Annotated in this window: 12 protein-coding genes; 10 read left to right on the top strand and 2 right to left on the bottom strand. The window is 47.1% G+C overall.

The window, feature by feature from the left end; translation table 11 throughout:
• Positions 1 to 319 precede the first annotated feature (319 nt).
• Positions 320 to 3,490 (top strand): chitinase C-terminal domain-containing protein, encoded by a 3,171-nt coding sequence (locus A1OO_RS10820; RefSeq protein WP_017003035.1) that lies wholly within the window; start codon positions 320 to 322, stop codon positions 3,488 to 3,490.
• A gap of 61 nt (positions 3,491 to 3,551) precedes the next feature.
• On the opposite strand, the gene A1OO_RS10825 is transcribed toward A1OO_RS10820, so the two are convergent.
• Positions 3,552 to 5,165 carry an eCIS core domain-containing protein gene (locus A1OO_RS10825; RefSeq protein WP_017003036.1) on the bottom strand — a complete coding sequence of 538 codons (1,614 nt, stop codon included), beginning with the start codon at positions 5,163 to 5,165 and terminating at the stop codon, positions 3,552 to 3,554.
• A gap of 295 nt (positions 5,166 to 5,460) precedes the next feature.
• On the opposite strand from A1OO_RS10825, the gene A1OO_RS10830 reads away from it, so the two are divergent.
• From A1OO_RS10830 to A1OO_RS10845, 4 genes are all read left to right on the top strand, one after another.
• Entirely contained in the window at positions 5,461 to 7,287 is a 1,827-nt protein-coding gene (locus A1OO_RS10830; RefSeq protein ID WP_026023816.1) for an ABC transporter ATP-binding protein, read from the top strand.
• 141 nt (positions 7,288 to 7,428) lie between these two features.
• Entirely contained in the window at positions 7,429 to 7,680 is a 252-nt protein-coding gene (locus tag A1OO_RS10835; protein ID WP_017003037.1) for a hypothetical protein, read from the top strand.
• Positions 7,681 to 7,729: 49 nt separating this feature from the next.
• Entirely contained in the window at positions 7,730 to 7,987 is a 258-nt protein-coding gene (locus tag A1OO_RS10840; RefSeq protein WP_016958127.1) for a hypothetical protein, read from the top strand.
• A 221-nt stretch (positions 7,988 to 8,208) separates the two neighbouring features.
• Positions 8,209 to 8,808 carry a tyrosine-type recombinase/integrase gene (locus tag A1OO_RS10845; protein ID WP_017003038.1) on the top strand — a complete coding sequence of 200 codons (600 nt, stop codon included), beginning with the start codon at positions 8,209 to 8,211 and terminating at the stop codon, positions 8,806 to 8,808.
• A gap of 219 nt (positions 8,809 to 9,027) precedes the next feature.
• Here the strand turns inward: A1OO_RS10845 and A1OO_RS10850 are convergent, their stop codons facing one another.
• Positions 9,028 to 9,789 carry an IclR family transcriptional regulator gene (locus A1OO_RS10850; RefSeq protein ID WP_016958129.1) on the bottom strand — a complete coding sequence of 254 codons (762 nt, stop codon included), beginning with the start codon at positions 9,787 to 9,789 and terminating at the stop codon, positions 9,028 to 9,030.
• A 139-nt stretch (positions 9,790 to 9,928) separates the two neighbouring features.
• Between A1OO_RS10850 and A1OO_RS10855 the strand changes: the two genes are divergently transcribed.
• The 5 genes from A1OO_RS10855 to A1OO_RS10875 are packed head-to-tail and all read left to right on the top strand — an operon-like array spanning position 9,929 to position 15,202.
• A complete protein-coding gene (locus A1OO_RS10855) occupies positions 9,929 to 10,882 on the top strand; it encodes a tripartite tricarboxylate transporter substrate binding protein (protein ID WP_016958130.1) in 954 nt (317 codons plus the stop codon).
• 45 nt (positions 10,883 to 10,927) lie between these two features.
• Positions 10,928 to 11,383 carry a tripartite tricarboxylate transporter TctB family protein gene (locus tag A1OO_RS10860; RefSeq protein ID WP_241819095.1) on the top strand — a complete coding sequence of 152 codons (456 nt, stop codon included), beginning with the start codon at positions 10,928 to 10,930 and terminating at the stop codon, positions 11,381 to 11,383.
• 15 nt (positions 11,384 to 11,398) lie between these two features.
• Positions 11,399 to 12,883 (top strand): tripartite tricarboxylate transporter permease, encoded by a 1,485-nt coding sequence (locus A1OO_RS10865; RefSeq protein WP_016958132.1) that lies wholly within the window; start codon positions 11,399 to 11,401, stop codon positions 12,881 to 12,883.
• 2 nt (positions 12,884 to 12,885) lie between these two features.
• Complete coding sequence (locus A1OO_RS10870) at positions 12,886 to 14,466, top strand: gamma-glutamyltransferase family protein (RefSeq protein WP_016958133.1); 1,581 nt, start codon at positions 12,886 to 12,888, stop codon at positions 14,464 to 14,466.
• A 22-nt stretch (positions 14,467 to 14,488) separates the two neighbouring features.
• On the top strand, positions 14,489 to 15,202 hold the full coding sequence (locus tag A1OO_RS10875) for a DUF599 domain-containing protein (RefSeq protein ID WP_016958134.1): 714 nt from the start codon (positions 14,489 to 14,491) through the stop codon (positions 15,200 to 15,202).
• Positions 15,203 to 15,480 lie beyond the last annotated feature (278 nt).

A 15,480-nucleotide genomic window follows, 5' to 3' on the forward strand; every position in this document is an offset into this window, starting at 1 on the left:
TTAATTATTAACCGCAAATTGTGCATTTTTCAACCCAAACTGTCGACAATCCTCATTAGACATTGGTCTAGCATACGGTATTGCCCGCCAAACATTCACTGCACAGATTTCATGAATTCACTGAATATGTGTCAGTTAAAATTGTGAGTCACTACCAAGAGAGAAAAGCTTTTCATCACAGATACTGACTAGAGATCTAACTCTGACGAAAACAGCCGTGTCTCAAAACTGCAACTCCACTACTTTATTTAGTACGCAATTTAAGTTGCGTTAATTACAAATAGATCAATAGCCAGTTAATTTTTTCGAGGTAATTCCAATGGATGTGACACGCAAGAGCAAAGGCTTCACGCTGTCGGCAGTCGCCGTCGCGTGTATGTTTGCTTTCAACGCGCAAGCAGCAACTGATTGCTCAACAATTCAAGAATGGAAAGGCGACGTTGCTTATGGCGGTGGCTCTACTGTTCAGCAAGATAACAAAGTCTACACGGCCAACTGGTGGACAATGGGTAACGACCCCATAACGTCATCTGGCTCTTACAAAGAATGGAAAGAAATTGATCAGTGCGATACTGGCGGTTCAGTGACTCCACCAGAAAACCAAGCACCTACCACATCGCTGGTTTCTCCGACTGCAACCGATAAGATCACTAGCGGTGACGTGGTCGCGCTAAGTGCTGCCGCAGCAGATACTGATGGCTCTGTTACTAAAGTCGAATTCTTCGTTGATGGCGCGTCAGTCGGTTCAGACACTTCTTCTCCCTACTCTGTAAACTGGACTGCCGCTGAAGGTGCCCACACGATCACGGTTAAAGCAACCGATGATAAAGGTGCCATCACTGAATCAACAACGCTCAGCGTGACTGTCGACGCAGGCACTGTTGATCCTGGCAATGAAGCACCAACTGTTTCAGTTGCAACGTCAGCAACAGCCGTTGACCAAGGTGCCGTCGTCACACTAACAGCGGATGCCGCCGATGCAGATGGCACAATCGCGAAAGTTGATTTCTACGTCGCCGGCCAATTGAAAGGTTCGGCTGATACGGCACCGTACACGTTTGATTGGATGACAGACAAAGCCGGTTCAGTTTCTGTCTATGCAAAAGCGACAGATGACAAAGGCGCATCAACCGATTCTGCTCTAATTAGCGTCAGCGTTACTGGCACGCCAACCGTTTCAAACTGTCGCCCTGAAGGTCTCTATCAAACAGCGGGACTTAACGTTCCTTACTGTACGATTTATGACGCAGATGGCCGTGAAGATATGGGTGTCGACCACCCTCGTCGAATTATTGGTTACTTCACAAGCTGGCGTTCGGGTGATGACCCGCAAGCCTCTTACCTGGTTAACGATATTCCATGGGAACAACTCACCCATATCAACTATGCGTTCGTGAGCATTGGCTCCGACGGCAACGTGAATATTGGTGATGTTAACGACCCAACAAACGCCGCTGTTGGTAAAGAATGGCCTGGCGTTGAAATAGATCCTACACTCGGCTTCAAAGGCCACTTCGGTGCACTCGCTACTTACAAGAAAAAACATGACGTTAAAACACTGATCTCAATCGGTGGTTGGGCGGAAACAGGCGGTCACTTTGGCACAGACGGTAATCGTGTCGCAGACGGCGGTTTCTACACCATGACCACCAATGCTGACGGTTCTATCAACCATGCAGGCATCGAAAAATTCGCTACCTCAGCCGTTGAAATGATCCGTAAGTACAAATTTGACGGTGTGGATATCGATTACGAATACCCAACCTCTATGGCAGGTGCGGGCAACCCAGATGACAAAAACTTCATGGAGCCGCGTCGTGCGTATCTATGGGCGTCTTATCAAGAGCTGATGCGCGTACTGCGTGAGAAACTCGATCAGGCATCGGTTGATGACAATTTTCACTACATGTTGACCATTGCGTCGCCGTCATCAGGTTACTTGCTGCGTGGCATGGAAACCTTCGATGTCACTAAGTACCTCGATTACGTCAACATCATGTCTTACGACTTGCATGGTGCTTGGAATGACCACGTTGGTCACAACTCAGCATTGTACGATACAGGTAAAGATTCAGAACTCGCTGCATGGAATGTCTATGGCACTAGCCAGTATGGCGGCATGGGCTATCTGAACACTGACTGGGCATACCACTACTTCCGTGGTTCTATGCCTGCTGGTCGTATCAACATTGGTGTGCCGTATTACACCCGTGGTTGGCAAGATGTCGCCGGTGGCGAGAATGGTCTGTGGGGCAAAGCCGCCCTTCCAAACCAAGCTGAGTGTTTAGCGGGCACAGGTGAAGGCGAGAAGAACAATTGTGGTAACGGCGCTGTGGGTATCGACAACATGTGGCACGATACCGATCCTAAAGGCAACGAAATGGGTGCAGGCTCCAACCCAATGTGGCACGCAAAGAACCTTGAAAACGGTATCTTTGGTTCGTACGCGACCGCATATAAGCTTGACCCCGCGAACGACCCACAGGACGTATTGACAGGCACCTACGAGCGTAACTACGACAGCGTTGCAGTTGCACCTTGGTTATGGAACGCAGAGAAGAAAGTCTTCCTGTCTACCGAAGATGAAGCGTCTGTCAGCGTGAAATCTGACTACATCATCGACAAAGGTATCGGCGGCGTAATGTTCTGGGAATTAGCAGGTGACTATAACTGCTACCTGTTCGACGCAAACGGTAACCGTACAACGAACGTCGATGACACGGAAAATGCATGTAAGACGGGCAACGGTGAATTCCACATGGGTAACACTATGACCAAAGCGATCTACGACAAGTTCGCGGCGGCCACCCCATACGGTAACAAGCTGTCTGATAACCCAATGCCATTGGAAGCTGTGGATATCACTGTTTCAATCGGTGGTTTCAAAGTAGGCGATCAGAATTACCCAATCAACCCTAAGATCACCTTCACCAACAACACTGGCACTGATTTGCCGGGCGGAACGGAATTCCAATTCGACATTCCAACCTCTTCGCCGGACAACGCAAAAGATCAGTCTGGTGGCGGTCTGAAAGTGATTGTTTCAGGTCACACCAAGTCTAACAACATTGGTGGCCTTGAGGGTAACATGCACCGCGCTGCGTTCTCGCTACCAGCATGGAAAGCACTGCCAGCAGGTGATAGCTATGAATTGGATATGGTTTACTACCTGCCAATCTCTGGTCCCGCTAACTACACCGTTAACATCAACGGTGTCGATTACGCGTTCGCGTTTGAGTACAGTGATTTGCCTTTGGCTGACCTGTCCGGTTCTACCGGTCCAACAGATCCAGGCAACCCAGACCCAGGCACTTGTGATACGACGGGTCTGAGTGTTTACCCAGACTTACCACAAACTGACTGGCAGGGTAATCCAAGCCATGCTAACACGGGTGACAAGGTCGTTAATGACGGCAAAGTCTATCAAGCCAACTGGTGGACAGCGTCCGTACCAGGAAGCGACGGTAGCTGGTCTAAAGTGTGTGGCTAACGCCAATAGCGCCAGATAACGTTTTAATCTAACCAGAGCCGGCTGAAATTAGCCGGCTTTTTTAGAACAGCCTGATTCCCACGCTAAACATCAAACGATGCAGTTCTGGATCGTTATTCACCAGATCTTTGACCAGATTGTATTCCACCCCAACAAACGCTAACTCATCGATACTAAAGCGCAGTCCCGCACTGCCCATCACGCCGGCTCCAAATTTATCTTGCCCTGCGGTTGGATTGAGATCGCCGATAGTCGCGCCTGTTTCGAGATACAACTCAGGCAACCAGACTTTTTGAGCGTTTAGCTCCAAACCAAACCCCGCAGATCCCGCTTTGACTGGGCGGCTTATCTCTGCTCGCCCCATGCCATATAAACGCAGCTTAGTGCCAAGTAGCGAATAAAACTGATGACGGTATTTTAAATCTAACCCAACAGCTCCCTGTCCTGCTTGACCAGCCGCAGAGGTCGCACCTGTCGTGCTAATCCCAAGGACGAATGCGTTGGTTTTCATCCACGACGCGAGTGCATTCGGGCTTTCCCATATCAAACCAAAACCACCCGCACTCCCTTGACCCGCTGCCGCCAGAGCCTGCTTCACGAATTCAGTGCATTGCAACCCAAACAGGTTGTATTTAGGGCGGTCATTACACGTTTTCACTGCAAACTTATACGCCGCATTAAACTGCTCCGCGGTAAGTTCAAACGACTGTCTCGTCGGGTTGTTTTTGTTGTGTTGGGTTTTATCAGGGTGATGTACACAGCCATCAACGTCAGCGCGGGTATCGTCAGCATCGAAACCTTCCTTAGGCCAAAAGCCGTACGTCCATAAATTGCCTTTGTCATCTTGCAAGCGTATCCATGAATGCCCGACTTTATGCGTTGCCGGTAACAACAAAAATGGCCCTTCTTTATCAGCAAAGACGGTGATGGAAAACTTGCCTGTTTCAGTCGTATTCCCGTCTTTTTTTGAACACTCGTTCGCGCAATCCGCTTCACTTAAAAACTGCGTAGCAGAACGTCCCGCTTTGGACTGCTGTAATACATGCGTTAATTCGTGTGCGAGCACCTTTTGACCCGACACAGAATGAGGCTGATATTGTCCTCGATTGAAGACGATGTTATTCCCGAGGGTATAAGCACGAGCACGCAAACTAGACGCCGAGTCTGCGGCATTCGCATCGTTATGAACACGCACATTGCTGAAGTCATAACCGAAGCGTTGTTCCATATCCTGTCGAACATGAACAGAAAGTGGTTCGCCAGCACCAGGCACTCTGCTTTGCAAATGTGAAGGTATAGAAGGCCTAGATAGAGGCAGCGCTTTTCCCAACGATGACGGCGTCGCACTTCCTCTTTTTTGACAGGCACTGCAAGAATTTCCTGAGGGACTTGAGGCAGGTTTATTCATCACTTGATTGGCAACATCATCAGCTTCACGTTCTGCACCATCAGAACTAAGGCTGTCTTTGCTCATCATTTGAATCTTTATTGGCTCTGCCGCGTCTGCGTTCTTAATCGATAGCGGATGATCCGTTTTGTCCTCATGCGCAGGTGTATTGCAGGCACACTGTTTAGATTTCCCCCCAATGGACACTCGTTGGTTCAAGCGAGATGCGAGGGAGAACCCCACATCAGGCCTCATCGCAGTGGGTTCTTTCTGAGCAAAAGAAAACATCCATCGCCTCCTGATGACAGGCTGTAAGTATCTCAACCGTCTAAATTTGGGTTAACTCTAGTTGATGTGTCCTCCACTGCACTGCATACGTGAAAGAAGTCATACATTCTTTACAAGGCTATAAAAAAACCTGACAACAGAGAGGCGACGACCACTTAAGGTAATTGAATCTAAAACTGAATGATTTTTCATACAAATAGAGTGCTATTCTTCCCCGCAGAGTCGTATCATGTGGTCAACTTCTGCCGATAACTTCCTATCGCCGATCATTACTCTGTATTCCGAAGGTTTCATGATTTACAAACTCTTTGAGCGTGTCACTAGGGCATTTCCCCCTGAACAACCAGAGCAGCCACCCAATACTTTGCTCGCCTTTTGCCGTCACTACACCAAGGGCTTTGAAAGGCCATTGGTCGCAATGTCGTTTCTGACCGCGCTAATCGCGATTGCAGAAGTCTCTCTATTTGGTTTCATGGGCAAACTGGTTGACTGGCTGACCCACCAAGACAAAGCGACGTTTCTCGCACACGAAGGCAATACGCTGATCTGGATGGGTGTATTGGTCCTTATTGTTATGCCCCTGCTGGTCTCCTTACACTCCCTTGTTTTACACCAGTCGTTGCTTGGCAATTACCCCATGTCTATCCGCTGGCTGGCACACCGCTATTTACTTAAACAGAGTATCGGGTTTTACCAAAATGACTTCGCAGGACGCATTGCCACTAAAGTGATGCAAACCGCCTTGTCGATACGTGAAACCGTGATGAAATTACTGGATGTCGCGGTTTATATCGCGGTGTATTTCACCACCATGCTCGTCATGGTGGGGCAAGCAGACATTCGCTTGATGATCCCGCTTATCATCTGGCTCATGGCGTATATCTGTATTCAGATGTACTTCGTGCCACGATTGAAAGCCGTTTCGACAGAACAGGCCGACGCGCGCTCGCTCATGACCGGACGCATTGTTGACAGCTACACCAACATTGCCACCGTGAAACTCTTCTCACACACAGACAGAGAAACCGCGTACGCAGAAGAAGGCATGGATACCTTCCTTGATACCGTTCATCGCCAAATGCGCTTAGCGACAGGCTTCAATATCGCCGTTGAAATCATTAACTATGCCTTGGTTTTCGCCATCAGTGCGATTTCAATATGGCTATGGCTTGATTCAGCCATCTCCATAGGTGCCATCGCTATCGCTGTCAGTCTTGCGCTGCGAATCAATGGCATGTCCAAGTGGATCATGTGGGAGATCGGCGCGCTGTTCGAGAACATAGGGACAGTGGTTGATGGCATGGCCACATTGGCGAAGCCTGTAGAAGTTACTGATGCACCAAATGCACCCGTACTGACAGTGCCGAACGGTGAGATTTCATTCAGTGATGTCAGCTTCCACTATGGTGAAGGCAAAGGCGTGATTGAGAAGCTGAACCTCACCATCAAGCCGGGTGAAAAAGTCGGTCTGGTCGGGCGCTCTGGTGCGGGCAAGTCAACCATGGTGAACCTGCTGATGCGTTTTCATGATGTCGAAGGCGGTAAAATCAAAATCGACGGTCAGACTATCTCCGCGGTCACACAAGATTCATTACGCGCGAACATTGGCATGGTGACACAAGACACCTCGCTGCTGCATCGCTCGATTAGAGACAACATCTTGTACGGCAACCCCGATGCAAGTGAAGAAGCCATGTTGGATGCGAGTAAAAAAGCGCAAGCGCATGATTTCATCAAACAGCTTAGCGACACACACGGTAACCATGGCTATGACTCTCAAGTTGGCGAGCGCGGTGTGAAACTGTCGGGCGGTCAACGTCAACGCGTGGCGATTTCTCGTGTATTGTTAAAAGACGCGCCTATTTTGATTTTGGACGAAGCCACTTCCGCATTGGATTCCGAAGTTGAAGCCGCGATTCAAGAAAGCCTCTATGAACTGATGCAAGGCAAAACCGTGATTGCGATTGCTCACCGATTGTCGACGATTGCAGCGATGGACCGACTCATCGTGCTCGATAACGGTGAAATTGCCGAAGAAGGGACGCACCAAGAATTGATTGCCAGCGGCGGGATTTACGCACAGCTTTGGCGACATCAAACGGGTGGGTTTATTGGCGATTAATCTTTGCCAATCTCCAATAACAACCAAGATAACGGGTGCGAATCGCACCCGTTTTTTTTAACTATCGCACACACGCTTTCGCATTTATGAGACTCCTCTCCTACCCTTAATTTGAAATCATACTGATTAAAGGAAGGACACATGTCATTGAGCAAGCTTGCCGCAAAATCTACATTTATCGCCCTACTCGCATTGGGTCTGAATGCATGTTCAGGCCATGACCCTGTCCCAGAAAGCGAATGCGGCAAAGTCGTTAGCCATGCGCAAAAAGTGCTTGGCGCGATGGCACCATCAGCGGGAGAATTAATGGGTCAGTGCAAGTCAGCGTCTGACAGCGAGCGCGGATGTGTGCTTGCAGCCACCAAAAAAGGTCAACTGGCGCAGTGCCTATAGCGGTGAAATATATCGTATAATGGCCCCGTTATTTTAGCGGGAGCCATTTATGCAACGTTCCACCCTCGTCGGCTTGAAAGTCGGCTTGATAGCCCTTTTTATCTTTGTCGCCATGATAGGCATGAGTACTAACGCGCCAGCGACAGAATGGCTAAAAGAAGCATTCCTTGGTATCAGTTTTGCGTTCGCATTTGGGCTAGGTGCGCCAGAAGCACTGGCTTACGCGTTGGGCGCCGTTGTCTTTGTTGCGGTCTTCTGTGCGGGTTACTTTGTTGGAAAAAAAGCCTCTGCGAAACTAGATAAATAACCAAGTCCACTCTAAAGCGAGCTGCGCAGATACCCTTTGTGCTAGCTCGCTTTTGTCCCAATGCGGTTTATGGTGATCACTCTAAACCGTTTATGCCCCATTCCTTCTTAGAGTATTTGCCCCAAGCAAAGTTCTGACGCCCCGTTCGCATTAGGAAATATTATCCAAAACTGTCATTTCTAAAATTATTTAGTCACTCAAACAACCGATGGAGGTGGAGCATGGTGACTATTAATAAACAGAGAAGACACTTAGGACAAAAGAAGCCATTTAAACTCGAAGATATCTGGCGGATCCGCACGCGCCTTGAGATAGAGGGCAATCAGATGGAACTGGCGCTTTTAGATCTCGCGATTGACTGTAAACTCCGGTCTTGTGACTTACATAGAATGAGGGTTTGCGACATTTCGTCGTTAGGCATCATTCATCCCAGAATTCTGTTCACGCAAAGCAAAACGCAACGGGATGTTCAGTTTGAGATAACAGCAAAAACTCAACACGCACTTAGCCAGTGGTTGTTTGTCAGTCAACTTTCGCCGCAGGACTTTATCTTTCCCAGTCCCAGAAAAACTCGGGCGCCAATGAGTTACTCCTACTACGCCCACATCGTAAAAAAGTGGGCAACGCCCCTTGGACTTGACGCTGCTCAGTATGGAACCCACTCCATGCGAAGGACTAAGGCAACGCTGATCTATCCGAGAACAAAAAATATCAAGGCGGTACAACTACTTTTAGGGCATGTAAAACTTGATAACCCCATACGCTATCTTGGCGTCGAGATCGAAGATGCGCTCAAAATTTCCGAAGACACAGATATTTAAATATGTGGTTGATATATCCCCTTTGAAGAAATTGACTAGCTAAGAACTGTATAAACGATACAACGTGAAAATTGCCTGTGCCTCTTTAGGTTGCAGGTGATTTCTTTCCACTGGAGAATGCTTCAAAGTCCAGCAACCCCGCTAATAGCCCTTCTGCATATCCATTACTTTGGCTTTTTTTTCCTTGGAACGATTGCTAGAAACTAAATGCTTGCACCTTTATCGGGAAGGAACCCTGATAAATGAAGCAACTTCTTGAATCTTAGGAAACACCTCCTTTATTAATCGACTTTCATCCCATTCGCTCGTTTTAAATACTGCGACAATACAGGCTATTATTTCCTTGTCGTAATCCAAAATTGGTACGGAAATATTTATCTTTCCATGGCTTATCTCTTGATTCGTTATGCAGTATCCATTTTGCTTGAACTTATGCACTTCATTCTTGATGTCTACCTCATTTGTCATTGTCAACGGTGTGAATGACTTTTTGGTTTCCTTCTCCAAAATTGACTCGACCTTATTATCATCAAAAGTGGACAGGAATATTCTCCCCGAACTTGTACAGAAAATGGGCACCGTAAAGCCTGGATAATCGTTTGGGTAGGCTTCTGTGATGCTTTGTAGTGGAATGAGATACACTACTCTTTCTTGGTGATAAACGCTGACGCCCACGCGTGCATCCAAGTTCTGACGCAGATTGATAATATGGGGGTTTATAGCACTCACCAGATTATTTTGACTGAGGTAACTACTTGCCGGGAGGAGCATTTTTAAGGAGAGCTCATATCGCTTTGAGGTTGGACTCTTGGTCAGGTATCCCAGTTCCTCAAGAGTATAAACATAGCGTTGTACTGCGCTTTTCCCCATCCCTGTGACCTGAACTAGTTCGGTCAAACTCATGCTTTGCGTCGTCACATCAAAAGCTTCAATAATTTCAAAGGCTTTCTTAACTGAGCCAACAAATAAGCGATTTTCCATCCTCTAAATCCTCAGAAATAAGACATTAGAAAGCAAGATCTGATTTGCGATCGTAACCTGATCGTTATATGGTTGTTAACAGAGTAACACAATGCACAACAAAGTATTGTAATGCAATATTTATATGGAGGTAAATATCATGAAGTATCTATTCGCTACTCTTTTTGCTGCGCTTTCTTTTGTCGCCAATTTCACTCAAGCCGCTGAATGGCCAACGAAGACAATTAAGTTAACGGTTGGTTATGGGGCGGGTGGAACAACGGACACCGTGTCACGAGTGCTATCCACTGAACTTGAGAAAAGCCTTGGTGAGAAAGTGACCGTCATTAATAAACCGGGAGGTGGCGGATCTGTCGCTGCGGCGTTGTCGAAAGCACAACGCCCCGATGGATATTCTATTTTCACACTCACCACAGGCGCGGCAGTACTATCGCCCCATATGCAAAATCTGCCGTACGATCCTTTAAACGACTTTTCTTTTATCTCTCAAATTGCCCAATGGAACCTTGGAATAGTGGCGCCCAAGGATGCGCCTTACTCTTCTATTCAAGAGCTTGTCGAATATGTGAAGCAACATCCGGGTGAAGTGAGTTACGCAATTGCTGGTGCCGGCACTCCACAACACCTTGCTATGGAACGTCTCGCGCAACAAGAGTCGTTGAAATGGAAGGCGATCCCATTTAAAGGCGGTGCTGCAAGTGTTACTGCGCTGTTGGGTGGGCACGTCGATTTGATGGCTGGAGCAACGGAGTGGTTGCCCCAAGTCCGCTCTGGCGAATTTAAACTTCTTTCAATTATTACCGACAAGCGAATGGCTGAGTTCCCAAATGTACCAACCTTGATTGATGCAGGGTACGAGATCTCTGCGCCTTCTATTTTGGGTATTGCGGGTCCAAAAGGGATCCCTGATGAAGTGGTAGAGCGACTTGCCAGTGCAATAAAAGTTGCGACAGAAACCGAGGGTTTCATGGCGATTATCGAAAAACTCGCTATGCAGGTGAACTATCTCGACTCGAAGAGTTTTGAGGAGAATGTGACAGAAACGTTTCACGAACAAGGCGAAATCATTCAGCTTTCTGGGCTAGGGAAATAGCCCAGTATTAAGCGAGGGAAGGTTAGAGCAGGAATTCAGGAAGGAATGATGAATCAAAAATTAAAGGACAGATTGTCAGCAGTGGTGCTTGTCATTATCGCTGTGGGTATAGGTGTCACATTAATCCCAGAACAGGTTGAAGATACTCCATCTATCGCGTTGTCACCGAGGTTCTTCCCATACTTTGGTTGTGCGTTGGTCGGTATTGGCGCAGTTTTTCTGTTTGTAAGTAGCTTTGATAAAACTTCTGGTGAGCAGGAAACGATAGCCCCTAAGCAGAGTGTTGGGACTTGGTTTCGACCTCTTCTCACTGTCCTTGTGATAGTCCTATTTATCAGCGTGTTTGAAACATACGGCTTCATCCTTTCTGTATCTGCAATGATGTTTCTGCTCTTTCTTATCAATGGAGTACGACGACCAGCGACGCTAATCATCATACCGGCGCTGGTCACCATCGCGCTCTATGCACTGTTTGTTATTGGATTGGGAATGTCCGTTTAAACCAAGGAGAGTGGTATGGAAGGCGAAATCCTTCAATCTGTAGTTTCAGTTTTTTCTGTACTTAATCTTGTCGCTATTTTTGTTGGCGTCGCATTTGGCATCTTTATGGGGGCAATCCCCGGGCTAACCGGAACCATGGGTATTGCGTTGATTATCCCGCTTACCTATGGATTTAGTCCTCTAACCGCATTTTGCGTTTTGTTAGGGGCTTATAAAGGGTGTCTTTTTGGAGGGAGTATTCCTGCCATTTTATTGAATACACCAGGCTCTCCCGCAGCAGCTGCGACTGTTTTGGATGGCTACCCTTTGGCTCAAAAAGGAAGGGGAAGCGAGGCTATGGGTATGGCGCTGTGGGCTTCCGTTATTGCCGATGTTATTGCTACTGCCATATTGGTTCTGGGCGCAGTCTCCCTTGCCAAATTGGCGACTAATTTTGGACCGCCGGAATTTGCAACCCTAGTACTTTTTGCGCTTCTTGTTGTGGCTGGTGTGTCAGGCAATTCGCTTTCGAAGGGGTTGATAGCCGCTTCATTAGGCTTTCTTTTTGGAACTGTCGGGCTAGATCCGATGGTTGCCACACCAAGGTTTACCTTTGATAACGTCAATTTGATGAACGGTATTTCTCTGATGGCGATGCTGATCGGTTTATTCGCCGTTTCTGAGCTCCTTATTCAGGCAGAAAATTTGGTCGAGAAACGGACAGCTAAGCAAGCAACCGACAATGCCAATTCATCTATTTCCTGGTTTCAAATCAGGGGGAGTCTAAAAACTATCTGCAGAGGCTCATTCATTGGTGTAGTGCTAGGTGCAATACCCGGATTGGGAGCTACTCCAGCTGCGTTTTTGTCATATTCCGAGGCGAAACGGAAATCGGCGTCACCTGAGAAGTTTGGTCAAGGAGAGTTAGAGGGGGTCGCTGCTGCGGAATCTGCGAACAATGCTACTTGCGGAGGTGCTTTGATTCCTCTGCTCGCTTTAGGTGTGCCGGGTGATGTGACAACTGCGGTATTGATGGGGGCTTTTCTGATACATGGCTTAGCGCCTGGACCAGCACTTTTTAGTGAAGATATTTCGCTGATCTATTCACTGTTTGTCGTGCTTTTTATCGCATCACTGTTTCTGCCACTGGTCGGTAAGGTCGCGATAAAGATGTTTTTTCAAATTACGAGAATCCCCCAAAGTGTGCTGCTACCAATTATCGCGGTGTTTTGTCTTATCGGTGTTTATGGATTCAACAACAGTACGGTCGATCTTTGGATGATGTTGGGCTTTGGCTTGCTGGGTTATGTCATGCGAAAACTCGATTTCCCTCTTGCTCCAATGATGATTGGCTTTGTTCTCGAGCCCGTAGGAGAACAAGCTGTGCGTCAGGCGCTCACCCTGTCCGATGGGAACTGGCTCGTTTTCGTCTCTACGCCACTTTCTGTGTTGTTTTTAGTTTTATCTATCATATCTGCGGTGGTGATTTTCCGTCGTAACACAAATAAAAATGGAGTTTAACCGTGAGTTTGTCTCAGTCATCGTCTTGGAGTATCACTAAAAAGGTTGTTCGTACTCACCGTGGTGTGGTGACCTCACAAAGTCGCATAGCTTCAGAAATCGGTGCTCAGGTTTTAAGAAACGGCGGAAACGTTGTTGATGCTGCAATAGCAACATCGTTCGCTTTAGGCGTCGCAGAACCTTGGATGAGTGGTATCGGTGGTGGCGGCTTTATGGTGGTTCGTTTAGCCAAAACGGACGACGTTAAGGTGATCAACTTCGGTATGAAATCACCTAAGAATCTTGATGTCGAAGACTATCCGCTTGTTGAAGGTTCGGCGACAGATTTGTTTCCTTGGACTCGCGTCCATGAAGACAGGAATGTTACTGGTGCGTTGGCGGTGGCTATTCCCGGTCAAGTCGCTGGAATGGGGCTGGCAGCTGAGCATTTTTCATCACTTCCTTGGAAAGAACTCATTCAACCATCAATAGACCTTGCTAAGAAAGGGTTAGCCGTTGATTGGTACGCGCAGCTGATTATTTCTTCCGTCACTAAAGATCTGGTACTGTATAAAGCCTCCGCCGAGACTTTCTTGGATTCCTGTCTTTTCCCTAAATCTTCTGCTTGGACTTCTCATTCATCAAACGTCTGTGATCAGTCTAGCCTTGCTAAAACGCTGGAGACAATAGCAGAGAAGGGTCATCAAAGCTTTTACCGCGGTGAGTTAGCAAGAACCATTGTCAATGAGCTTGTTGCTGCGGGCGGCAAGCATTGCTTGGAAGACTTTGAAAGCTACACGGCGACTTTGCAGACTGCAGATAAATACAGTTATCGCGACCATACCATATTTGGTACACCGTCAATGACTGCCGGACCAACCTTAAAACGCACTTTTTCACTTATGGAGAATTGGCAGCCAGAGGGCAATTCTCCTGACTCAAACGCCTACAAGGTATATGACACTGCCATTAGGTTGGCCAACGAAGAGCGTTATCGTTTTATGGGGGATGAACGTAAAGAAGTGGCGCCTAGTTGCACGACACATTTTAATGTTGTTGATTCGGAGGGGAATTGTGTATCGGTCACGCAGACACTGCTTTCAATTTTCGGCTCCAAGTTGATGCTGGGGGACAGTGGCATTCTTATGAACAACGGGATCATGTGGTTTGATCCGGAACCTAATAAGCCAAACTCGCTCGCTGCGGGCAAAAGATGCTTGGCGAATATGTGTCCCACCATTCTCAAACGCAGTGATGGTCTTTACTTCGCTTTAGGGGCTTCAGGCGGAAGAAAAATAATGCCAGCGGTAGCGCAGCTATCCTCGTTTATCTTGGATTACAAGATGGATATTGAGAAAGCGATGTATACGCCGAGGATAGATACTAGCCTGAGTGATCTCACGATTGTCGATGACACTATGGATGAAAGTCTCGTTGAGGATTTAAGGGGATCACTACGACAGGTCAAATTAGCCCCACGGACTATATATCCGTTCAATTTCGCTTGTCCTAGCATCATTTCGAGTCAAGTTGAAGATGGTCGGCTTGAAAACTCTGGGATGACAGAGGTGATGTCAGCCTGGTCAGATTCGATCAAAGAATGAAGGGCGTGATGGGTGAAAGAGGATGACTGAATTCTTACAAAAACTGAATGACGGAGATCTGATAGCACTTGTTGTCCTCTTTTTGTCTTTATTTCTTTATGAGCCTATAAGTAAAGCCATATTTGGGAAGAATATTTCCAGTCAAATGATGTTATGGAGAAAAGCGTGGGCAACACAAATGCTCTGGCGCCATGAGAGAATTACAGATGTCAGCTTGGTGCGAGGATTGATTCACAATGTGTCTTTCTTCGCGACGACGACTGTTTTTGTTATCAGCGGCTTAGTCGCACTGTTAGGTACAAGCCAATCAATCACCGAAAAGATAAACTCTTTTTCTTACTTGAATGGAACGACAGAGGAGGCCGTGGTTTTAAAAATAACGAGTTTGTTATTTATTATGGTGATTGCGTTTTTTGAATTTGCGTGGTCTATGAGTTTACACGCGAACTCATTGCTTATGCTGGGGTCAGCGCCAGAACCAAGTGAAAAGGATTCAAAGGCGACGAGTCTCGTCGTCAACAAACTGTCCGAGATGAGCGTTCTGGCGTCTTACCACTTTCAATATGGTGTAAGGGCCTATTACTTTGGAATATCCTCTTTAGCTTGGATTATCCACCATTATGTATTCTACGCTATTTTTCTCTTTGTTATTATTGTTATTTTGAGGAGAGAGTTCTTTTCACGCGCCTTTTATATAGCGTCAATGGAAGACATTAAATGGTCGTCTTCTGAATAGCCACTGAATCAGTACATACATTTACGCCTTAATGTAGTTTGCACAAATTTAGCTTATCCGAAATGTTGGTATGAATGTACCGACTCTAAGCCGTTATTGTCCAAAAGCGATTTAGGGGCTGCGCTCACTTTCAAACCACCGATCCCCACTCTCATCTAAGCTACACCTCAAACGGCTTCCTACACGGTGGCGGTTTGCATCAATCATCGCTTTATCCAAAGCGCCAAAAATCGCTGCATGCAGATTAATGCGCAAGTCCACACTGCACCGCTGAAACC

Source organism: Enterovibrio norvegicus FF-33, from assembly GCF_000286835.2.
GTDB classification, from domain to species: Bacteria; Pseudomonadota; Gammaproteobacteria; order Enterobacterales; family Vibrionaceae; genus Enterovibrio; species Enterovibrio norvegicus_A.